This is a genomic window from Vibrio sp. Y176 (assembly GCF_033438945.1).
The window spans coordinates 183,589-206,652 of sequence record NZ_JAWOQS010000001.1 but is presented as its reverse complement, the minus strand read 5'-3'; the positions used below and the strand labels follow the sequence as shown (position 1 = coordinate 206,652).

The following is a 23,064-nucleotide window of genomic DNA, read 5'->3' as shown; positions in this document are numbered from 1 at the left end:
CAAAAATATGACATTAATCAACAGAACACATACTGAACGTATGAAATATAAGTGCCATATAAAATCAGCAAAACTGTCAAATTACTTGCGCTAAATCGTCACATTCCATCCATAGCATACAAAGCGAACTTACTGACCTAGTCCAGAAGGATGGAGACAATGAAAACTTTGCTAAGTCGTTCAATTACCGCACCAGCGGCAATCATTGCGGTAACGCTCGCTACGCCAACAGTAGCGAAAGAAGCCGATATTGAATCTTTGGTAGCAGCAGCACAAAAAGAAGGGGCGGTTTACAGTGTGGGTATGCCTGACAGTTGGGCAAACTGGAAAGACACTTGGGCTGATTTAAAGTCAAATTACAACCTTAAGCACCAAGACACGGATATGAGCTCGGCTCAAGAAATCGCAAAATTCGAAGCTGAGAAGAAAAACGCGACCGCAGACATTGGTGACGTAGGCTTTGCCTTCGCACGTGTAGCGGTAAAAAAAGGCGTCACTCAGCCATATAAACCAACAACTTGGAATGACATCCCAGATTGGGCAAAAGACGAAGATGGTCATTGGGCACTTGCTTACACTGGCACTATTTCTTTTATCTCCAACAATAACCTCGTAAAAGACGCGCCAAAAACGTGGGATGACCTATTAAAAGGCGACTACAAAGTGACCGTAGGTGACGTAGGCGTAGCAGCACAGGCAAACAACGCGGTTCTCGCCGCAGCGTTCGCCAACGGTGGGGACGAATCCAACCTCAAGCCTGCGCTCAAATTCTTTTCTGAACTCGCGAAGCAAGGTCGTCTTTCATTTACCGATCCGAACATCGCCAACCTAGAAAAAGGCGAAGTGGAAGTGGCGATCATGTGGGACTTCAATGCATTGAACTACCGCGACAAAATTGACCGCGACCGCTTTACAGTGAGCATTCCTCAAGATGGCTCTGTGATTTCTGGTTATACAACCATAATCAATAAATACGCGAAGAACCCTAATGCAGCAAAACTTGCTCGTGAATACATCTTCAGCGATCAAGGGCAAATCAACTTAGCAGAAGGTTATGCGCGTCCAATCCGCACCAACATCACACTGCCTCAAGCAGTGCAAGACAAGCTAATTGCTAATGACCAATACAGCAATGTTCACCCAGTGACTGACTTCTCAGCTTGGGAAAAGTCCGCACGTAAGCTGCCACGTCAATGGCAAGAAAGTGTCTTAATCCACCAGCAATAAGAGTAAGTCGTTATGAGCAATAAGGTCATCCTTGTTGTTCTAGATGGACTGAACTATCAGGTAGCCCGTGATTGCATGGGCTACCTCAATGGTCTTCTAGAACAAAGTCGTTCCCAACAAGAAACTCGCGCAACGCTTTATCCTGTGCAGTGTGAGCTGCCCTCTATGTCTCGCCCACTTTATGAGTGCATTTTAACGGGCGTTCGCCCTGTAGAAAGCGGCATCGTAAACAACAATATCGTTCGTCTATCCAAACACGATTCCATTTTCAGTTTGGCAAAAGCCCAAGGAAAAGTGACCGCTGCGGCTGCCTACCACTGGGTAAGTGAGCTTTATAATCGCGCGCCGTTTGAACCTGTTCGCGATCGTTTCACGCATGATGAAACCCTGAATATCCAGCACGGCTGCTTTTACCATTGGGATCATTATCCTGATGAAGCCTTGTTCCTGGACGCAGAGTATTTACGCCGCAACTATCAACCTGATTTCTTACTGATCCATCCGATGAATATCGACGATACAGGACATAAGTTTGGCCTAGACTCTCGCCAATACCGCAATTGTGCGCGAGGTGCAGACATTATTCTTTCCAACTACATCGATCAATGGCTTGCTGATGGGTATCAAATCATTGTGACTAGCGATCATGGCATGAACAACGATCTTTCTCACGGTGGGATTTTACCTGAAGAGCGAGAAGTTCCCCTGTTTGTCATTGGTGATAAGTTTACCCATCAAGATTGTCATATTAAGCAAACTGATATTTGTGGCACCGTTTGTCAATTGCTAAACCTTGACCACACGAAGCCATACACTCAGGAATTGTTAGCACTATGAGCAGTTCAGTCCTCTCCCCAAGCTCCAGCGAATCACGCTCAAATTTGGCAAGTACTTGGTTAAAGCGCTTTAAGCCAGCCATTTGGTTGGTGCCTTTCGCGCTGTTTTTCTACCTATTTCAACTCGCACCGATGATTTGGGTACTGTTAAACAGCTTTATCTACGATGGCGAGTTTGCCTTCGATAACTACATTGAAGTGCTCGACTCCGCCTTTATGATGCAGGCGTTTGGCAACAGTTTGTGGTTAGCTGTATGGTCGAGCATTTTTGGCTTAGCCATTGCGACTCTGTTGGTCTCTTCTCTGCGCAGAGTCGATTCTAAAGTCCGCGACGGTGTGATTGCGTTTACGAACATGAGCAGCAACTTTGCAGGCGTACCTCTGTCATTCGCTTTTATTATTATTTTGGGCACCAACGGGGCGATTACCCTTTTGCTCAAGCAGTATGGCTTACTAGGTGATTTCGACCTTTATGGTAAATGGGGCCTGCTGGCCATTTACATCTACTTCCAAATCCCGCTGGCGGTATTGTTGATCTACCCTGCGTTCGACGCGTTGAGTGATGATTGGCAAGCTGCTGCTGCGCTACTGGGAGCCAAAACATCACAGTATTGGGCGAAAATCGCGCTGCCAGTGCTCTCACCAGCCTTATTCGGTACCTTTATTATCTTAATAGCCAACGCAATTGGCGCTTATGCGAGTGTTTATGCGCTGACCTCCGGTAACTATAACGTCATCACAATTCGAATTGCGAGTCTGGTATCGGGAGACCTGTTCCTTGAACCTAATCTCGCCGCTGCAATTTCGGTGATTCTAATGGCGTTACTTGCCTTTATCACAGTGATTAACCAATGGCTCATTTCGAAAAGCTCTGCAGGTAGGAAGTAGTCATGAACAACGTTAATACTCGATTCCATAAAACGGTGGTTTATTCCATTGTTGGGATCATGCTCATCCCGATTTTAGCGACCTTTGTCTATTCGCTTTCATCACGCTGGGGCGCCACGGTGCTTCCAGATGGTTTCACTTTTGATTGGTACGTTAAATTGCTGACCGACCCACGCTTTTTGCAAGCATTTGGGCGTTCGCTGTTTATTTGTATTGCTTCGCTAACCCTCAGTGTGATTCTAGTTCTGCCAGCGATATTCGTGGTGTTTTACTACTTTCCAAGGCTCGATAAGCTCATGAACGTATTGATTTTGCTACCATTCGCTGTACCACCAGTGGTGTCCTCCGTCGGCTTGCTTCAACTTTATGCTGACAGTGAAATCTCCCTTATCGGTACTCCTTGGATTCTAGTAGGTACTTACTTCACCATCGCGTTACCGTTCATGTATCGTGCGATTTCTAATAGCTTCGAAGCAATTAACCTTAACGATTTAATGGACGCTGCACACTTGCTAGGAGCAAGCACAACCAAAGCGTTTTTGATGGTCATTTTACCTAACCTCAAAAAAGGACTGATGGCATCGCTTTTCCTTTCATTTTCATTTCTATTGGGAGAGTTTGTGTTCGCCAATATTTTAGTCGGCACACGTTATGAAACCCTGCAAATCTACTTGTATAACATGCGTCAGACGAGCGGCCACTTTACGTCTGCCTTAGTGATGACTTACTTCCTATTTATTTTTTTACTGACTTGGTTGGCAAGTCGTTTCAGCCGAGGAGTCAAACAATGAGCTACGTAACAGCGAAAAATCTGACTAAACGTTTTGGTGATAACACCGTATTTGAGGACATTCACTTTAACATCGAGCAAGGTGAATTCATTACGCTTTTGGGCCCTAGCGGTTGTGGTAAATCGACACTACTTCGCAGCCTTGCTGGGCTTAACCCTGTCGATGGAGGCGAGATTTGGGTAAACGGAGAAGATATCACGCATCAAGTCCCGCAAGAGCGTGGTATTGGGATGGTCTTTCAATCGTATGCGCTGTTTCCCAATATGACCGTCGAAGGCAACATTGCATTTGGCTTAAAAATGAAAAAGCTTGCGAATGATGATATTCGACGTGAAGTGGCTAAAGTCATCAAACTGGTGGATCTGGCAGGTAAAGAAAAACACTATCCGCATCAACTTTCTGGTGGTCAGCGCCAGCGTGTCACACTCGCTCGAGCGTTGGTGGTGAAACCTCGCATATTATTGCTTGATGAACCACTTTCTGCGCTTGATGCCAAAATCCGCAAACACCTTCGTCAGCAAATCCGAGATATTCAGAAAGAGATGAATCTCACCACTATCTTCGTAACTCATGACCAAGAAGAGGCGATGATTATGTCTGATCGTATCTTCCTAATGAGTAAAGGAGAAATTGTTCAAGCAGGAACACCTGAAGAAATTTATACTCATCCTGCTAACGAGTTTGTGGCCGGTTTCATGGGGCACTACAACCTTGTAGAGGCCAATAAAGCCAAGCAACTCTTCAACATTGATACCGAATGGAAAGTGGCGATTCGCCCAGAGTCTATATATGTAAAAGAGCAAGGTCGTCAATATGATAGCCACATCTCAGCGCCACAAGTAGGTACGATCACCAACCACCAGCTTCTAGGTAATGTTATTCGCTATCAAGTGAACGTTGAAGAGTGTGAGCTCACTGTTGACTTGCTTAACCGCTCTTCAGAACGCTTACTAGCGAATGGCAGCCAACTAGAGCTACTCTTTAACCTAAACGAAATTCAACCAGTGAGAGCCTAAACATGTCCAAACCTTTGTATGTTTTTGATATGGATGAAACCCTAATAAACGCTGACTGCGCAATGATTTGGAACGAGTTTATGGTTGATAGAGGCATCGCGACTGATCCTTTATTTATTATGGAAGATCAGCGTCTAATGGCCTTGTACTCTGAAGGCAAAATGGACATGGAAGATTACCTAGCGTTCTCCATGAAGCCACTAGAAAACATGCCGATTGAAGAAGTAAACGCCTTGGTTGAAGAATGTGTTGAAAGCCATATTCTGGCTAAACAGTTTCCTCAAGCCAAAACCCTGATTGAGCAACTGTCTCGTGATGGTATAGATATGGTTATCATCTCTGCCAGCGTCACTTTTTTGGTGGAAGCCGTTGGTCGCCGTCTTAATATTCCAACCGCACTCGGAATTGATTTAATCGAGAAAAACAACCGTTATACTGCTGAAATCGACGGTATTCCGAGTTATCGTGAAGGCAAAGTCACGCGATTAAAACAGTGGCTAGAAAATCAGCCTGAGCCTTATTCCGAAATCCATTTCTATACCGATTCAATCAACGATTTACCGCTTTGTGAATACGCGAACTACGCTTATCTGGTAAATCCATGCCCACAACTAAAAGAACACGCCAACAGACCGAATTGGAGTGTGTTAAGTTGGGGGTGATCTAGCCTCAAAAGGCCGTTCTTCCTAAGTAAATACTTTTCTATTTGTTCAAAGAGCAGTTCTTTCTGCTCTTTTTTACTTCTCTTCATCACAAATTAATCACTTGATTAAATACTGATTAATTTTTCACATGTCGCATGAGAAATCAGCGTCTTATAATTAATCAAATGTTTAATATTTTGAGAGAAGATTGTGACGGAAGCGCATCGAAGGGCGGGAAGACCCACAGATAATATCGACGCACGGGAAAAACTGATTTTCCACGCGCGCGAACTCTTCACCATTATGGCTTATGACAAGGTCTCTACTCGCCTAGTCGCGCAGAAAGCAGGCGTGAACGTGGCGATGATTCGTTACTACTTTGGCAACAAAGAAGGCTTGTTCGAGACCATGTTGCGCGAAACACTGTCACCGATGCAAAAGCAGATGCAGACGTTGGTATCCAACAGTAACGAGCAAAACTTTCTCGATCTAATGCGTACCTACTACCGCGAAATGATCAAGGTACCACAGTTCCCACGCTTAGTTGCCCAAGTTATGCATATGCCCCCATCGGAAACCCAACGCAAACTGCTCGAAAAAGTCTTCGCAGATATCAGCAAGCCAATGCAAGGCGTGATCTTTGATAAGTTGATTGACAGTGGCGTTTTACGAAAAGACGCCGACCCTCAACTTTGTCGCGTCTCTTACATCAGCTTGATGGTGTTTCCTTTTATGGCACCACCAGCACTGCTCGCCATTCATGGCATTGAACTTTCTGAAGCCTTCTTGAACCGATTATTCGAACACAACATACAACTGATGAAACATGGATTTTTAGACTCGGGCGACCAATATGAAGATAAATAAAAAGCTGCTGTTCTTTCCTGCTCTTGCGGTGGGGGTCGTCATTCTGTTTTTGGCGATTAGCCTCAAACCAGATTTGCCCGTAAAACCCGCTGGAGATCGTGCACGGTTGGTCGAGACGATTCCACTTGAGCTGAAAGCGATTGCACCTGTTGCTATTGGCTTTGGTAAAATCGCACCGAAAGTTGAATGGAAAGCGATAGCCGAAGTGACCGGTAAAGTGGTTTACCGTCATCCGCAACTGGAAAAAGGACAAGTGCTGCAAGCAGGAACGGAAATCTTGCGAATCGACCCACTCGATTACGAGTTGAAACTGGTTCAAGCTCAAGCCGATCTCAAATCTGCTCAAACCTCTCTGGCTAAGCTGAACCAAGAAGAAGCGAATCTCAAAAGCACACTCAAGATAGAAGCCAACCGTCTGGTTATCGCCAACAAAGAGTTAGACCGTAAACAAAACCTACGTAAGAAAGGCTTAACCTCGCAATCGGATGTAGATCAGCAAGAGCAAAGCGCGCTCTCTCAACGTAAGTTAGTACTGGATATTGAAAATCAAATTGGTTTGATGCCGGATGAGAAACGAGTCGCGGAAGCCCTAGTTAAAGTTAATGCATCAAAAGTGGATGAGGCCGAACGCTCGCTTGATAAAACCATCATCACGCTTCCTTACGATTTGCGTATTGCTGACGTAGAAATTGAGAAAAAGCAAGTGGTTAACCTCCAACAAACCATGGTGACAGGACATGGTATTGATGTCATGGAAGTGGAAGCTCAACTATCCATTCATGACATGCAAACTTTGGCGGCGAGCATCGGTGAGTTTGTCCGCGATGAATCTGGTATTCCACAACCTGATATGAATGCGATTCATGCCAACATTGAACTCAGCAGCGGTAACCTCTCTGCAAGCTGGCCTGCGAAAGTTGCACGCATCAGTGAAACGGTTGATCCAAGCCAAGCGACTGCCGGTGTGATTCTGGAAATTGAACAAGACTACCGTGCATTAAACCCAACGTCTGCGCCTCCATTGGTGAACGGCATGTTTGTGCGTGCCTTGATTGAGGGACAAGAGAACCCGAGTTGGGTCATCCCAGAGCGTGCGCTTCATGGCAATAAGATTTACCTGATGGGCGATGACAATCGTCTGCAAGTCGTCACGGTTGAAGTGTTATATCGTCGCAATAACCAAGTGGTGATCGATGGCGAATTGGAGCAAGGCCAAAAGCTGATCATCAACGATTTGCTGCCTGCGATTAACGGCATGCTATTGAAAGAATCACCTGAACAGTCAGAAGCCACTGTTGAGGAGTCTGATTCATGATCCGATTCTTCGCCAAGCACCCAACAGCAGCCAATTTGCTGATGCTAACGCTGTTGATATTGGGGATATCTTCACTTTCCACGATTAAGCGGGAAACCTTTCCTGAGTTTGATCCGCCCTACATCCTAGCTGGTGTGGTTTACCCCGGCGCTTCCCCTCAAGAAGTCGAAGAGAGTATCTGTGTCCGAATGGAAGATGCTGTTGATGGCCTTGCTAACATTGAAGAAACGCAATGTGAAGCGATTGAAGGCTCTGCACGTCTTATCTTAAAACTGAATGAAGAAGCCGACATCGGCCGTATGCTGGTCGACGTTCAAACTCAAATCAACTCGATTAATGACTTCCCACAAGAAATTGAGTCTCCCGTAGTCCAAGAGTTGGATTGGAATGAGCCAGTTGTGGATGTCGCGATCACCGCAGACACCACATGGCCAGAGTTAAAAGCTTACGCAGAACAACTAAAGCGCACATTAAAGCTCGATTACGATGTGTCTTTGGTTGAAGTTGCTGGCTTCTCTGACCACCAATACCGAGTAGAATTAGATACTCAAGCTATTCGACAACTTGGCTTGAGTGTTGGTGATATTGCTGAGCAGATTGGTCGTCAGAACGTCAAGTTGCCAAGTGGTAATGTCGAAACGCCAGATAAGAACTTTCTGATCCGCTTTGACGAACGACGCGTGACGCCAGAAGAGCTTGAGACTATCGTCGTGGGCTCTGGTCCAAATGGATCAATCATCCGTCTAAGAGACATTGCGACGATTACCGACCGATTTGAATTGGACGAACAGAAAGTCCTCTTTGATGGTCACCCTTCTGCCCTACTAAAAGTCAGCAAAAACAAAGAAGACGATGCACTGCGCATTAAAGAACGTGTTGCTCAATTTGTCCAAGAACAACAAGCCATCGCGCCAGACGGTGTGATGCTACAAATGACTAATGACCTTTCATCCGTGCTTTGGGATCGCCTGACCATGATGGTCAAAAACGGTTGGCAAGGTATCATTCTGGTTTTCGCCACCATGTGGTTGTTCTTTAGTTTTCGCTACTCTTTTTGGGTCGCGGCTGGTTTGCCCGTTGCCTTCTTGGGTGGGTTATTTTTGATGGCGCAACTTGGCCTGTCCATCAACATCATGTCTTTGGTCGGGTTACTCATGGCCATCGGTATCATGATGGATGACGCCATCGTTATTGCCGAATCGATTGCCGCTCACCTCGACCGAGGAGAAGAGATCGATGATGCCGTTATCAAAGGAGTGAAAAAGGTACTGCCAGGGGTAATTTCTTCCTTCCTAACTACGGTGTGTATTTTTGGTAGCTTGTTATTCCTGCAAGGTGAAATGGGTGCGGTACTTAAAGCAGTTCCTCAAGTTCTGATCCTCGTTTTGAGTTTGAGTTTGGTGGAAGCCTTCTTGATCCTACCTAACCACCTTTCTCATTCGCTACATAAACAAAAGCAAGAGCGAAAAACACCGAAGTTCAAACAAAAGCTGCTCGCTTCTTTTGAAAACTTCCGCAACACCACCTTGGTCAACGCAGTAGATAAAGTGGTCGAGTATCGCTATGCCTTTATGGGTGGCGTGGTTGCCTTGCTTCTTATCTCCGCGGCCACGTTAGTAGGTGGTTTACTCAAGTTCCAACCCTTCCCTGAATTGGATGGCGACATTGCAGAAGCGCGTATTATTCTTCCTCCGGGTTCTTCTCTGTCTCAAACGGAAGCTGTCGTCGATAAGATCGTCGCTTCCGCTCAAAAGCTAGATAAAGAATGGACAGAGAAAGTGGAAGACGGCAATCCATTGGTTCTACACATTACCAGTCAATTCAACGCTAACGCCGACGCGAATGAATCTGGCCCTCACATTGCCACGGTACGTCTGGATTTGCTGGGCGCCGAGAGTCGTAACACACTCATCGATGAATTTATCGATGCATGGCGTGAAGACATTGGTGAACTTGCCGATCCTATCTCGCTGGTATTTAAACAACCGACCATGGGGCCGGGTGGACGAGCGATTGAAATTCGAGCGAAGCATGATGAACTGGATGCGCTCAAAGCCGCCTCTATCGACATTCAACAATACTTAAATGAGTTTGACGGTGTCCATGGCGTGTTGGATGACATGCGTATGGGTAAAGAAGAAGTCTTGGTAAAACTGCGTCCGGGCGCAGAAGCTTACGGGATTAACGGCCAACTCATCGCCAATCAATTGCGTGCAGCTTTCTTTGGCCAAACCGCAGACGAGATCCAAGTTGGGGTAGAAAACATTTCAATCGAAGTTCGCCTCGATAAAGCACAAGCCGGTGACTTACAGCAATTGGCAAACTTTCCGATTATCTTGTCCGATGGCAGTCAAATCCCCCTCGCAACCATTGCAACTTTGGATTTCCAGCGTAATTACGTAAGAATCCAGCGCATTGATGGCTTGCGCACAGTGAGTATATTCGGCGATATCGACAATACGAAAGCCAACTCAACCGCCATTATTCGTCAGTTCCAACAAGATGAAGCACCAAAGCTTATGCAAAAGTATCCTGGTCTTCGCTTTGATTTTGAAGGCGAAGCCAAAGATACCGCTGAAACTGGGGCATCAATGGGTAAAGGCTTCTTGCTTGGTTTGTTTGGCGTGTTTGCGATTCTGAGTTACCAATTCCGCAGTTATTTGGAACCATTCGTCGTCATGCTTGCGATTCCCCTCGCCTTTATTGGCGTGGTATGGGGACACATCCTACTCGGTCACTCGTTGAGTATGCCAAGTATGATGGGCTTCGTCTCATTAGCGGGGATTGTGGTGAATGACTCGATTCTGTTAGTTCAGTACATACGCCATCATGTGGATGAAGGGGATAATGTGCATGACTCGGTAGTCAAAGCCAGTCGGGAACGCTTTAGAGCAGTATTCCTAACATCAATGACCACTGCAGCAGGTTTGCTTCCGTTACTGACTGAAACCAGTTTGCAAGCACAGGTTATCCAACCACTGGTTATCTCCATCGTGTTTGGTATTTTCGCATCCACTCTGCTGGTGTTGTTTATGATCCCTGCTGCGTATGCCATTTTAGCTGACTTCGGCCTAGTCCATAAGCACGAAGAAATCTAAAACGACTGATAAGTAAACTTATCAAAATGAACAAGAGCGGATTAGGTCGCTTTTCGTTCAATACCAACACGTTAAAAAACACACAATCACTTAACAAACAGAGGGTTATTGTGTCTCATTAAGTGTGAATATGAACAGTTAAGGATTAAGTATGTTGAGTTTTATATAACCAAATCAAATAACCAACACAAGATTTATAATATGTCTTATTGTCAAAAACGGAATTTCACAGAGTAAAAATACACGTAGGCAACACATTCACAATTTAAACTCACGATAATGAAAACATTGATTGAAGAATTAACATTTTAACAATCATTACAACAATGTTAACTTTAGCCTCGTTGGTCGCGCTGGTGGTAAGCCTCTCACCAAGCCTATTGTCAGTTTTATATGGACGTTCGACCACCTCCAAAATGAATAGACACCCAATTTGGTGCCCTTTTTTCGCCCGTGAAAGCATTCTTCGCGGGCTTTTTTCTTTAAGTTAAGTATGAACGCTCTGGATCAACTTTTTTTTGTCAACCTTTCGGATTTGGAGGTAGTATGTGAATCAATAAGCGGAGACAGTGCTAGCAACTCTAAAACATTTTTTTCAAAGATTTCATCCGCGTGTCTTACCCAATCTAAAAACTTTTTTTGAGCAAACATAGGCTCGATTTCATATAAAAATTCAATACTAAAGTAAAACTCATTTTTGATAGGCAAATTGTACACTCTTCGATAGTCTTTTTTATACTCCAAATTTCCTTCTACATATTTTGAAAATGTATTTTCACCAATCTTGATATCTTGGCATTTGATTGGAGGGTAACCACGAAGAAACTCTCCTACAAGGAACTCTTCTTTCGCTCTCTTTTTTTCTTCGTTTATCGGGTCCATTCCCCAACGATGATTTGCGTACGCAATGGCATCATTCATCAACTCTGTATGATCACCTTTTCGAGAGCCGTCAGGTGACTCTACAGCATGATAAAAATCCATGTACTCTTTCTCTATAAATGAAGATAGTTCATTAACACTAGTAATATATTTATCTGAAGATTTAATCCTTAACCGAATATATAAACCACCTTGTTTATTGATTGGTAATAGTGGATTTATTATTTTATTTTGAAAAGAGAAATAAATCGTGGCCAATTTTATAAACTTTTCATGCCGCTCTACTTTTGAATCAATATTGAACCGTTGTAATTCAATAAAATCTTGGTATACATGTCCTTCATATATGTTGTTCGGACACTCAAATGACAGCACTAAGTCATCTATCTGGAATACATTATGTAACAAGTTTGCAAAATCTGGCTTTCCTCGAAAGCCATCTTTAAAGATTTTGATAAAATTCATATTTATATCTCTTGTTATTTAAATATGTATTGATATTTGTGATAAGCTCTATACTAAATCCATTGGCTTTATATGCGCCATGGCGTACAAAGGTAAATAGACATCCAATTTGATTCATTTTTCTCTCATGGCTACATACTTTGCTAGCTTTTCTTGACACTGACGCTGTGTTACTCAGCCTTAGTTTTTTCGTTCAATCCCTTTACTGCTTTGGCTGTATACGAGTCGATGAGCGGAGACAAATCCAGTAATTCCAATACTTTTTTTTCAAAGGTTTCATCCGCACTTCTCACCCAATCTAAAAACTTCTGCTTAGCAAACATCGATTCGTACTTATACCAAAACTCGATGCTCAGGTAGAATTCATTTTTTATGGGTAAATTGTATACTCTTCGTAATTCACTCTTATACTTAAGATTACCTTCTGAGTATTTTGAGTATTTGTTTTTTCCAACTTCAACTATCTCACACTTTATTGGTGGATAACCACTTAAGAAACCTCTAATTAAATATTCTTCTTTTTCTCTTTTTCGGTCTTCACTTTCTGGAATTTCTCCCCATTGTTTATTCGCACGCTTAGTCAATTCTTTCATCAAGTCTGTATGATACCCCCTCATAGAGCCTTCACTTTGCTCCGGGGCATGATAAAAATCATAATATTCTCTCTCTAAAAATGAGGACAATTGACTAATATTATCAATATCTTCTCCAGTAGATTTAACCCGTAGCCTAATATATAACCCACCTTGTTTGTTAATAGAAAGCAAAGGGTTTAATATTTTCTTCTGAAACAAAAAATATACCGTAGCTAACTTTACAAACCTTTCATGCCTCTCTATTTTTGATTCAACATCGAACTGTTCTAAATTAACAAGATCCTGGTATACATGTCCTTCATATATGTTGTTCGGACACTCAAATGACAGCACTAAGTCATCTATCTGGAACGCATTATGTAATAAGTCAGAGAAATCCGGCTTTCCTCTAAAACCATCTTTACACATTTTAATAAAACTCATATGTCTATCTCTTACTCTTCAAATATGCATCAATACCTTTAAACGAACGCCTGCAATATGAGTTCTAATTCAAGTAAAGGTAAGCCACATACTAAGGTATTATGAAGGTCAAAAAGGAGATCGGATCTTTTCAAAATTTTAAATATCTAACATCACCTCCACTTTACTGAAATCTACACTTTTAAAAGTTACATCCGCTCCATCCAGCAATAGCTCATCAAACACGCCAACTATTGATAATAGGCTTGAGGATCTGATCTCCACCCATGAAATGAGAAACAAAAAAGCCAGCCTTAAAAGGCTGGCAAGTAGAGCAACAAGGTCAGTGCTTACTGCTAACTAACACCGAACTCGTATTGGATTCATTTTCGTCTGTTAGTCTCTTTTATCGGCGTTTATGACTTGCTTGCTTTCTCTTTGTGGCACGTTACCTTTACTAACTGTTCTTGCTCATCTTTAATGTTTTTCACGATACGCTCATCACGTGCGTGAATGGCATCCATGTTCATTTGCTGAATATCTGCTATAGCTTCATGTTTCATCTCAGATAAGTCCTGACGTAAATCTGAGCTCCACTCCTCTTTGTCTAAAGTGTTAGCAGCAGCGATTGGTGATGACATTACAGCAATAAGACTTAGAGTAGATAGAAATACGCTTTTCATAATAAGCTCCTTGAGGATTAGCAGTTAATTTTAATTACAATTTATATATTGCACATACGATGCCAACTTTTATTTTGTTATTTTTCAACAACTTAAACAAACCCTCATATTCAACGTTATCTTCGTCTGGTAAATTTCGCTAACCAAGCGTCAAATTAACCATACGAATTTAAAACATTAGAAACATACACATTAGAAATGCTTTGTCAGGCAGTTTTCTCATCAGATAATTACGTAACTGCCCACTAAAAAATCGCTTTGAATCAAAATGCGGAAACAAAAAAGCAGCCCGAAGGCTGCTCCTAATCGTTAATACCAAGCTTGTTAACTCGATACGCTTGCTTCAACGCTCGACGTCACTGGCGACTTTCTGAAACGATTAATCAAACGATGGATAAACCTCTTAATCGATCTGAAAATATTTTTAATATCTTCAAGCATTAAATACAAACAAGGCACCAACACTAAAGTCAGAACCGTTGCGTACAACACCGCAAAGCCCAAAGCGACAGCCATCGGTATGACAAAACGCGCCTGCAAACTCGTTTCAAACATTATCGGCAATACACCCGCAAACGTCGTTATTGAGGTGAGCGTGATAGCTCGAAAACGAGCACAACCCGCCTCAACAACCGCTTGTTTGATGTTCATACCCCTTTCTCTCACTTGGTTTACGTAATCTGTCATAACCAGAGAGTCGTTGATAACCACGCCAGCAGCGGCGATCAAACCAAATGTCGACATCATACTGATGTCTAAACCTAGCCAGAAATGGCCCCAAATCGCCCCCGTCAGACTAAACGGAATGACGGACATTACAATCAAAGGTTGGGTATAACTTTTTAACGGTACAGCTAACAAGATGTAGACGATGATCATACCTGCAATAAAGAACAAAATCTGTTCATTACGCTGCGCAGCCTGCTCTTCAATATCACCACCCAATTCTGTTTTCACACTCGAGAACGCTTGCTTCATATCCGGTAAGATATTGTCGTCAATGACCTTCACGATTTCTTGAGGTTCAACCAATTCTTCGTCTATCGAACCATAGACATAAACGGTTTGATACCCGCCTTCACGTCGAATGCTACTCACGCCCGGCTGCTCGTTGATCTTCACCACATCACCTAGCATGACCTTCTTACCTGCTGGTGTTGTAATCACGGCGTAACGCAATGATGAGAATGCTTCACGCGTCAGTTGCGGGTAACGCACCATAACTTTAATTTCTTCACCATCACGAATAATGCGCTGTGCTTCGCCACCATAAAAGCTGCCACCAACTTGCTCTGCGATCATGGTGAGATCCAGACCGAGATCGTACGCTACAGGCGCAAGAGACAGGAGTACTTCTTTGCTTCCAGAATCAATAGAAGATGAAATATCATATAACCCTTCTTCCAGCTGTAAACGCTCTATCAAGTAACGCCCAGCCTCGTTGAGCTCATTGATGTTAGAACCAAACAACAAGTAGCCAAACTCATCTCTGTCACCACCACCCGCACTCTGCTCGCGGATTTTGATGCTCTTCATACCTGGAATAACAGGCATAGCTTCACGCCAACGTCGAGCCAGTTCAAATGTATTGAACGGGCGTAACTCTTCATCAACCAGAGGTACTAATACACGACCTTCGGTGCGGCTTCTGTTGTACGACAGCACATCACGAATCATTCCTTGACCATGTTCTGCAATGGTCTCAGATTCGATCTTTTGCATGACACGTTCAATAGTCTTGAGTGCACTGATTGTCTGCTCACTTGAAACGGTATCATTCATTTCAATAGTGATCGCAGGATAGTCAGTCGGCACTTTAGGGTTAGGGATCACCCGAACATAATTCGCGTTGATCAAAGCCGCGCTGATCAGCAGTAAACCACAGAACACCGCAAACACTGTCCAGCGCCAATGGGTGCATGTTGTTACAAAGTTCCGATATGGACCATTTACAAAACCAAAAAAACGTTGGTTAAATCGGTCACGCCAACCACCTGGTTTAACTGGCTTAAAATGAGTATGCGCAAGGTGTGCAGGAAGGATCAGCTTCGATTCAATCAAACTGAAGATCAAACACAGAATCACGACACCAGCAATGCCGTAAAAGAAAGCGCTATCAATACCACTCGAAAGCAAGAATGGTGCGAATACTGCAATCGTTGTCAGAACACCAAATGTCGCTGGCGTAGCAACACGTTTGACACCGCGTACCACGTTCTCGACACCGCCGCCCTTTTCTTCGATTTCACTGTACGCACTTTCTCCCATGACGATGGCGTCATCCACCACAATTCCGAGCACCATGATGAAAGCAAACAGCGAGACGATGTTCACTGTAATACCCAAAGCTGGCATCATCATTACAGCACCGAGGAAACAGACAGGTAGCCCAATCATTACCCACATAGCCAAGCGGAAACGTAGGAAAATGGTCAGCATAATCGCGACTAATGCAGCGCCTTGCAGCAAGTTTTTCAACATCATGTCGAGACGCCCATTTAAATAATAAGTCGTATCAACTAAGACTTTGAGCTTAACATCCTGCGGCAATGTCTTGTTTTTTGCTTCAATATAATTACGAACGGACTGTGCAACAGGGATAATGTTCTGATCACGAGTGGCTTCAACAGACATGTAGATCGCATTTTGCCCTGAGTATTCAAAATAGCGCTCTTCTTCCGTAAAGCCATCTTTGATCGTGGCGATATCTTGCAGTAAAACCTTCGCACCATTTGCGCCAAGCTTTACAGGAATATTTCTAAACTCATCACCACGGTAGTATTGGTTTTCAATCCTTACTGCAATCATCCCTGAGTTTGTTTTTACTTCGCCCGCAGAAAAGTTGGCTGAGTAACGGCTGATCGCGCTGCTGATACCGCTCAACGTCAGGTCGTATTTACGAAGAACAAGTGGGTCAACTTCAATCGCTATTTCTTCTTCTGGCGCACTCAGATACACCAGCATGACGTTTTCTAACTGAAGTAATTCATCTTCGATTTGCTTAGCAATCGGTTTAAGCTCCTCGAGCGGTCGGTCCCCAACTAACCCCATTTCGATTACATCTTGGCGCCATTCAACTTGGTAGACATTGATTGGTTCCATACCCGCTGGTAAGTTAGACAAGGTATCAATACGTTGGTTTACATCATCTAAGACACGCTTGATATCGGCATTAACGTCTACCTCGATGGAAACATACGCGCTACCTCTAGAGGCCGTTGAGACTGCTTTTTTAATCCCGGTGACGTCTTTAATCGATTCCTCGACCTTAACGAGAATACTCTCTTCTATCTCTTGAGGAGAAGCGCCAGGATAAGTCGCACGAACATCAATGTAGTTCACCTCAATATTCGGAAACATCTGCCTTTGAATAAAGAGAAAGCTCACCACACCCATGATAATGATGAACACCATCAAAAGGTTGGCAGCGACGGGGTTATTCGCAAAATAGGCAATTAAGCCCTTTTGTTTAGTATCTTCCATGACATACTCCTACTTACTGTACGACGGTTTCGGAGTCGTCACTCTTTTTTGCGATTTGTACCGCCATGCCTTTTTGAGGGTACTCGGGCAAGGTCAGTACCAACTTATCACTTTGCTCTAAACCTTCGCCCACCAACAAAAACTCACCTTCTGCTCTCAAAACCGTGACAGTTCTGGGTTGAAGTTGATTATCGCCATTCACCACCCACACGGTACGGTTTTTAACTAATTCCTGTGGTAAGCGATAGATATGCTTAAGTTCCTTACCAGTGAAGCTCACTTCAACGTAGGAGCCGAATTTAATTGGAGGCTGCTGGTTATCGACACCGTATGGGTCCGCGATTTGAATGACCATGTTAATCATTCGGGTAGCACTATCAATCATGCCTAGATCACGAACTACTCGACCTTCTCTAGTGGTAGAAAACACACCTTGCTGCGTCACTGTCGCAGTGAGTTCACCAATGGATTCGGGTAAAAATGCACTATCAAAACCGGCAATGGGTACGTGCACCTCTGCCACTTCGATGTTGTTTAACGTGGCAACTCGAGAACCAGATGTAACAAATTGACCAACACCAATATCACGCTCAACAACCAGCGCATCGTAAGGTGCAACGACTTTGCAATTTTCTAACTCTCTTTTTGCTCGTTTGAGTGCCGCTTGAGCCGACTTCACTTGCGCTTGTGCGCTCAAAACGTGAGGCTTGCGTAAATACAGATCCGTCACTTGCTTATCGCTCAGTCTCTTTGCCTGACGTTTTGCCACTTCGGCTTTCGCTTGTTCCTCAATCAAGTTTGCGCGTGCACTAGCTAAATCGGCTTCAGCTTGTAAAACCGACGCTTCATAGTTGTCACTTTCAATTGTGAAAAGAACCTCTCCTCGTTTTACGATGCCACCCGTCACAAAATTCGGGTGCCAACTCGTAACTTCACCACTAACTTGCGCGGAAAGGTGTGTTTTTTCAAAAGGGACTAATTCACCGTGACTGGTAATCACCACTTTGTGATCGGTAGGAAAAAGAGAAGAAGCCTGAACAGTAGGCTCTGTAATTGCATCTTTGGTTGACTCTTTTTCCGGCGCAGTTGCGGCAATTGCAGCATATCCTGCATAAGAGCCTCCAACGACGACGAAGGGTAAAAGCCAACGTAATATGGGTTTTGCTAACATCGAAAATCCTTTTTTATTGTTGTTTTCAACACCACACTTTTATTCAGTCCATTGCTCCCGGTAAGCATGGTGGTGAGAGAATTGAATTTGAATATACATCAAAGCGGCGCTTGCCTAGTCTTTTAAGCAGCGAACTAGATAGTTATTGCCAATTCAAAGTTAATAAAATTAACAAAAAATTAACCAACTGCGCAAGTTGCTCTGACTTAACTTTTATTCTAAATGGCAAATGACATGCCAAGCATTTATTTATTAAAAATCATATGGTTATATAAAAATCATTATTTTATCCAGTGCGCTATTGGTCATAATCACCAGATATTAGTGATTATGACCAATACGGCCATAATGATAATTAAAATAAATGATTATCTGCGCTTTAAAAGTTGAACTTAGTTCAGGCTCTATGGCAATTCATCGATTAATCGCTCGTTATCAAACGGTTCTGGGTGCATGTGGCGTCAGCTTAAGTCTATAATTTGGAGTAGGTAACACTCTGTAAGACAAGGAAATGTGCTTTGTTACAAACGCTCGCCAAGTTGCTCTTCCCCTCGCTGCTCACTATTTTATCGGCATGCTCATCCGTATCGTTGAATGACGCCAGTGAAAAGTCCACCAGCTTTCAGCTCGGTTATCAAAAGGATTCTGTTCTTGCGCAGTACTTTGAAGCTTACGGGAGAGACCCCAAGTCCATAATTGGCTTTGCACCGTTAAATCAGGGACACGATGCCCTTCTTGCTCGAACCTCTTTGATCGAGTCCGCCCAGAAAAGCCTTGACCTTCAATACTATATTTACCGTGGTGACGAAACGAGTCAGCTAATAACGTGGCGCTTGTATGAAGCGGCAAAGCGTGGTGTTCGAGTAAGACTGTTGCTTGACGATATGCAAAAGCGAAACGACGATGTGATGGCAGCCCTCAATGCACATCCTAATATAGAAATCCGCTTATTTAACCCGCATCAGTATCGCGACTCCCGTTGGTTCGCTCTTGCTAGCGATTTTGAACGCCTTAATCGTCGTATGCACAATAAGTCTCTGATTGCAGACAGTGTTTCCGCCATTGTCGGAGGTAGAAATATCGGCAATGAATACTTCTCTTTTGAATCGCAAGTTGAGTTTGGTGATTTTGATCTTCTGCTCTATGGTGAGGCGGTACAACAAACTGCCGATCAGTTCGACCTCTACTGGAATAGCGCCTATTCGATACCAATGGAATGGATTACACCGAATTCACAGCAAATTACCGACCAAGCGATTCAAAAGCAGGTCAATAAACTCCGGTTAGAGGAAAAGTTTTCAACCGGCCGCTATGACTTCACTCAACTGGATATGTACCAAGATCTAAAACAAGGCAAACTCAAGCTCTACTGGGGAGAAGCGAAAGTATGGTTTGATCTGCCCGATAAAGTCGCAACCCGAGAGAGCCAACTTATTGATAATTTGTCGGAACTGGTTAAAAGTGTTGAGGATTCATTTGTGCTCATTTCTCCTTATTTCGTTCCTACTAAAGTAGGTACTCAAGCATTAAGTAACGCGGCCAAGCGAGGCGTTGATATCACGATTGTGACCAATAGCCTCGCGTCTAACGATGTGTTTGCCGTGCATGGTTGGTACGCAAAATATCGAAAAGATCTACTCGAAGCTGGAATCAAGCTTTGGGAAGTAAAAGCGAGCGCAAAACTCAAAAGTAAGTGGAGCCTCACGGGGAGTAGCAGAGCAAGTTTACACGCTAAAGCAATGACGATTGATAACAAAACACTTTTCGTTGGTTCAATGAACTGGGACCCACGTTCGGCAGCTTTGAATACCGAAATGGCCGTTGTTATCGAACAGCCAGAATATGTGCAAATGTTTCTAGAACAACTGCCGAATCAACTGTCGAGTAACGCCTACGCCTTAACTCTGCGCGACGGGGACATTGTCTGGATCGACGTAAAAACAGGCGAAGAATACGACTCCGAACCAGAAGCAGGAGTATGGCGAAAAATGGGCGCTTGGTTCTCCGGAATATTACCGATTGAAGATCAGCTATAACAGTTGCCAATACTGCAAATCTCCCCAGTCAAGCAAAACAAAATGGACGCTAGTTTTGGGCAGGGGACACAACCAACATAAGGAAGTTCAATGCCAGCGCAATGGAATGAATACTATCAGAAGATTTTAAGCCAACCTCACCGCCCAAACGTGGAAAATGCCCTGAACCTACTTAAGATAGAAGGCAAAGTCGCTCTTGATATTGGCTGCGGAATAGGTCGAGACAGTCACTTTCTCCTCGAACAGGGATTTAAGGTTCACGCATGTGATAGCAATGAAGATGCAGTAAAAACTTGTTTAACACGCTTTGAAGGTAATAAGCGATTTTCAGTTTCGCAGTGCTGTTTTACTGAGTTTAATTATCCTCAGTGCAGCTTGGTTATCGCAAATGCCAGTTTGTTCTTTTGCCCTGACAAAGGCTTCAAACAAGTCTGGACAAAAATAGACAGCGCATTACAACCGGGCGGTATCTTCTCCGGTGATTTCTTGGGAGTGAAAGACTCCTGGGTTACCTTCGAAATGCACCCAAACATTACCGCATTAACAAAAAAGGAAGTGGAAAGCTTATTCGAAGGTTACGACCTCATTTCATTGCATGAAAGAGATGAAGACGGGACCACTGTAGTCGGAAGCCAAAAACATTGGCACATGTTTAGTGTGACCGCTCGAAAGCGCTAAAAATGGTCTCTCAGTAAAGAAAGCAGCACTTCAAATCAGTGCTGCTATCAGAGATTAATTGACGGGATACACCACTTCAAAACGCTCTAAAACCAGCGTACGTTTCTCATGCCAATCGATGTTCAACTCATCGCATTCAGCTCTAAAAAATGCAGTATGAGCATCACGCCACCAGTTTAAGGTTCTATCACCTTCGCCTTCTGCGAAGGCAAACTCTGCGGTTACATCCTCATATTTGCATGTACTTACGTCAGTAATTCGTATCACGCAAACTGGGTCCCCATCCCAATTCGTCACTACTTGTAAATGACCGACTTGGGGCATGATTTCACCATGCTCTCGATACCAAAGCTCCAAACTGCACGATGCAGTTTTCTGTCCAATACGAACCAAATCTGCGCATACATTCGCGTTGTATTCATCGGCACAATAATAGTCAGCACTGACTGATGGTACAGCTTCCCTTTGTTCTGGTGATAATAATTCTAGGAATTGTTCTAAGTAATCCTTAGCTCGCGCGTCCATGCTCACTCCATTAATCATAAATTCGCAAGGAGGATAAAAGATATCACAACAAATAACCACCAGGAACAAACTGAAAAACAACAAGAATATGACTTCTACGTAGACGACTGTGATTTCTTTTGTAATAACTTTGCTAAACGTTTGTGCTATTTGCTATTGTTGCATGGTCTATCTGTACTCTTCTCGTGAAAGGACGTTATATGCGCTTATTTATTGGTATTTTTTTCTCGCTGATACTTGCCTTGCCAACAATGGCATCGGAGGAAAAGTATTCAGAATCGGATCTGTTAGATAGACCATTAATGGAACGCTATATTTTAGATGAACTAAAAGCGCTGCGTCAGGACTATCAAAGCCTAGAAAAGCGAATGATCACAGAGATCACCGATCGCGAGCTAACGGTCGCAGATAAATCGTTGAACTATGCCAACGTGACCGTTACATACTTCTTCTACATCATTGCTGGTGTCGCATCGCTGATTGCCTTTGTCGGATGGCAATCTCTGCGTGAGTTTAAACACAACACCAAAGAGATGGCTGATAAACGATTGGAGAAGATCGCCCAAGAATACGAGAAAAAGTTTGTCGCCCTTGAGCGAGATTTAAAACGCAAAACTCGCATTATCAGTGAAAACAACAAAGAGATTGAGAAAATCAACGAGATCCATAACTTATGGCTACGTGCACAAAGCTCTCAAACTCCAGAACAACGTATTGAAATCTATGATGAAATCTTATTAATTCGTCCAGGTGATTTAGAAGCGTTGACTTACAAAGCCGACGCAGCGATGGAAATCAACGAATACCATTGGGCACTTAGCATTTGTAACCGCGTACTTGAAGTCGATTACACCAACGGCCCTGCACTGTATCAACGCGCGTGTGCATACTCTCGCCTTGGTATCGAAGAGCAAGCTATTGAAGACTTGGAACGCGCAATTGAATACAGCCCATCCATTCGTGATTTACTTGCCGAAGAACGAGACCTCGAATTGCTGCACGGTAATGAGCGTTTTGAAAAGCTCTTACATCTAGCAAGCGAATAATGGAATAAACAGCATGAGCAGCCACTTTAATCTAGAAGACGCTAGCCAAGTATTGGTTGGCGCTTTTGCCCTAGCAGTCCCGATCTCATTTTCGGAGGAAGCGTGGCGATTGGGTGAGAGCCTACCAATGGCAAACTTGCTCATGCTGTTAAGTCTTTCTGTCATTTTCCTCAGTTTTTTCGCGTATCAAAGCGTGTTTCAAAGCCACATCAAGAATCGCGTATCCATCTTTATTTTTCGTGTGGTTATCGCGTACCTCATTGCGGCCGTTGTGGTAGCGTTAGTTCTTTTCTGTCTTGATAAGCTGCCACTCATGAATGAGCCTTTGGTTGCGATAAAGCGCGTTATCGTCATCACAATGCCTGCTTCGATGGGCGCGATCGTAGTCGACAGTTTCGACAAAGAATAGAGATAA

At 43.6% G+C, this 23,064-nt stretch carries 19 protein-coding genes; 13 read left to right on the top strand and 6 right to left on the bottom strand.

From position 1 onward, the window contains the following. Positions 1–159: 159 nt before the first annotated feature. The 9 genes from R7O13_RS00995 (at position 160) to R7O13_RS00955 (ending at position 10,682) form a co-directional block, all read left to right on the top strand. Complete coding sequence (locus R7O13_RS00995) at positions 160–1,227, top strand: ABC transporter substrate-binding protein (protein ID WP_005373851.1); 1,068 nt, start codon at positions 160–162, stop codon at positions 1,225–1,227. 12 nt (positions 1,228–1,239) lie between these two features. After that, positions 1,240–2,064, top strand: coding sequence for an alkaline phosphatase family protein (locus tag R7O13_RS00990; RefSeq protein ID WP_005373854.1), 825 nt, complete (start codon positions 1,240–1,242; stop codon positions 2,062–2,064). After that, entirely contained in the window at positions 2,061–2,951 is an 891-nt protein-coding gene (locus tag R7O13_RS00985; protein WP_318302743.1) for an ABC transporter permease, read from the top strand. Before R7O13_RS00990 ends, R7O13_RS00985 begins: the two co-directional genes overlap by 4 nt. A gap of 2 nt (positions 2,952–2,953) precedes the next feature. Further along, a complete protein-coding gene (locus R7O13_RS00980) occupies positions 2,954–3,742 on the top strand; it encodes an ABC transporter permease (protein WP_005373859.1) in 789 nt (262 codons plus the stop codon). After that, positions 3,739–4,758, top strand: a complete 1,020-nt coding sequence (locus R7O13_RS00975) for an ABC transporter ATP-binding protein (protein ID WP_318302742.1) — start codon at positions 3,739–3,741, stop codon at positions 4,756–4,758. The genes R7O13_RS00980 and R7O13_RS00975 overlap by 4 nt, the downstream gene beginning before the upstream one ends. Positions 4,759–4,760: 2 nt before the next feature. After that, the gene (locus R7O13_RS00970; protein ID WP_005373864.1) at positions 4,761–5,420 is read left to right on the top strand and encodes an HAD family hydrolase; all 660 of its coding nucleotides are present in this window, start codon (positions 4,761–4,763) and stop codon (positions 5,418–5,420) included. Positions 5,421–5,612: 192 nt separating this feature from the next. After that, positions 5,613–6,269 carry a TetR/AcrR family transcriptional regulator gene (locus R7O13_RS00965; protein ID WP_025767986.1) on the top strand — a complete coding sequence of 219 codons (657 nt, stop codon included), beginning with the start codon at positions 5,613–5,615 and terminating at the stop codon, positions 6,267–6,269. Next, positions 6,256–7,584 (top strand): HlyD family secretion protein, encoded by a 1,329-nt coding sequence (locus R7O13_RS00960; RefSeq protein WP_318302740.1) that lies wholly within the window; start codon positions 6,256–6,258, stop codon positions 7,582–7,584. The genes R7O13_RS00965 and R7O13_RS00960 overlap by 14 nt, the downstream gene beginning before the upstream one ends. Beyond that, positions 7,581–10,682: an efflux RND transporter permease subunit gene (locus R7O13_RS00955; protein WP_318302739.1), complete on the top strand. Its 3,102-nt coding sequence runs from the start codon at positions 7,581–7,583 to the stop codon at positions 10,680–10,682. Before R7O13_RS00960 ends, R7O13_RS00955 begins: the two co-directional genes overlap by 4 nt. Before the next feature lie 507 nt (positions 10,683–11,189). Here R7O13_RS00955 and R7O13_RS00950 read toward each other — a convergent pair. From R7O13_RS00950 to R7O13_RS00930, 5 genes are all read right to left on the bottom strand, one after another. After that, entirely contained in the window at positions 11,190–12,029 is an 840-nt protein-coding gene (locus R7O13_RS00950; RefSeq protein ID WP_318302738.1) for a DNAase, read from the bottom strand. A 170-nt stretch (positions 12,030–12,199) separates the two neighbouring features. Beyond that, positions 12,200–13,048 (bottom strand): DNAase, encoded by an 849-nt coding sequence (locus R7O13_RS00945; protein WP_213898019.1) that lies wholly within the window; start codon positions 13,046–13,048, stop codon positions 12,200–12,202. A 395-nt stretch (positions 13,049–13,443) separates the two neighbouring features. After that, positions 13,444–13,710, bottom strand: coding sequence for a hypothetical protein (locus R7O13_RS00940; protein ID WP_054574537.1), 267 nt, complete (start codon positions 13,708–13,710; stop codon positions 13,444–13,446). Positions 13,711–14,034: 324 nt separating this feature from the next. After that, entirely contained in the window at positions 14,035–17,193 is a 3,159-nt protein-coding gene (locus R7O13_RS00935; protein ID WP_318302737.1) for an efflux RND transporter permease subunit, read from the bottom strand. Positions 17,194–17,206: 13 nt separating this feature from the next. Continuing rightward, positions 17,207–18,364 (bottom strand): efflux RND transporter periplasmic adaptor subunit, encoded by a 1,158-nt coding sequence (locus tag R7O13_RS00930; protein ID WP_005387110.1) that lies wholly within the window; start codon positions 18,362–18,364, stop codon positions 17,207–17,209. Positions 18,365–18,882: 518 nt separating this feature from the next. Between R7O13_RS00930 and R7O13_RS00925 the strand changes: the two genes are divergently transcribed. Both R7O13_RS00925 and R7O13_RS00920 read left to right on the top strand, forming a co-directional pair. Beyond that, positions 18,883–20,400, top strand: a complete 1,518-nt coding sequence (locus R7O13_RS00925) for a phospholipase D family protein (RefSeq protein ID WP_318302735.1) — start codon at positions 18,883–18,885, stop codon at positions 20,398–20,400. A 90-nt stretch (positions 20,401–20,490) separates the two neighbouring features. Continuing rightward, positions 20,491–21,078, top strand: a complete 588-nt coding sequence (locus R7O13_RS00920) for a class I SAM-dependent methyltransferase (protein ID WP_186585497.1) — start codon at positions 20,491–20,493, stop codon at positions 21,076–21,078. Between the two features lie 54 nt (positions 21,079–21,132). Here the strand turns inward: R7O13_RS00920 and R7O13_RS00915 are convergent, their stop codons facing one another. Continuing rightward, complete coding sequence (locus R7O13_RS00915; RefSeq protein WP_186585498.1) at positions 21,133–21,603, bottom strand: ASCH domain-containing protein; 471 nt, start codon at positions 21,601–21,603, stop codon at positions 21,133–21,135. Between the two features lie 200 nt (positions 21,604–21,803). Between R7O13_RS00915 and R7O13_RS00910 the strand changes: the two genes are divergently transcribed. Further along, complete coding sequence (locus R7O13_RS00910) at positions 21,804–22,649, top strand: tetratricopeptide repeat protein (RefSeq protein ID WP_005373890.1); 846 nt, start codon at positions 21,804–21,806, stop codon at positions 22,647–22,649. A gap of 13 nt (positions 22,650–22,662) precedes the next feature. Then, on the top strand, positions 22,663–23,058 hold the full coding sequence (locus R7O13_RS00905; RefSeq protein ID WP_005373896.1) for a DUF2391 family protein: 396 nt from the start codon (positions 22,663–22,665) through the stop codon (positions 23,056–23,058). Positions 23,059–23,064: the final 6 nt, after the last annotated feature.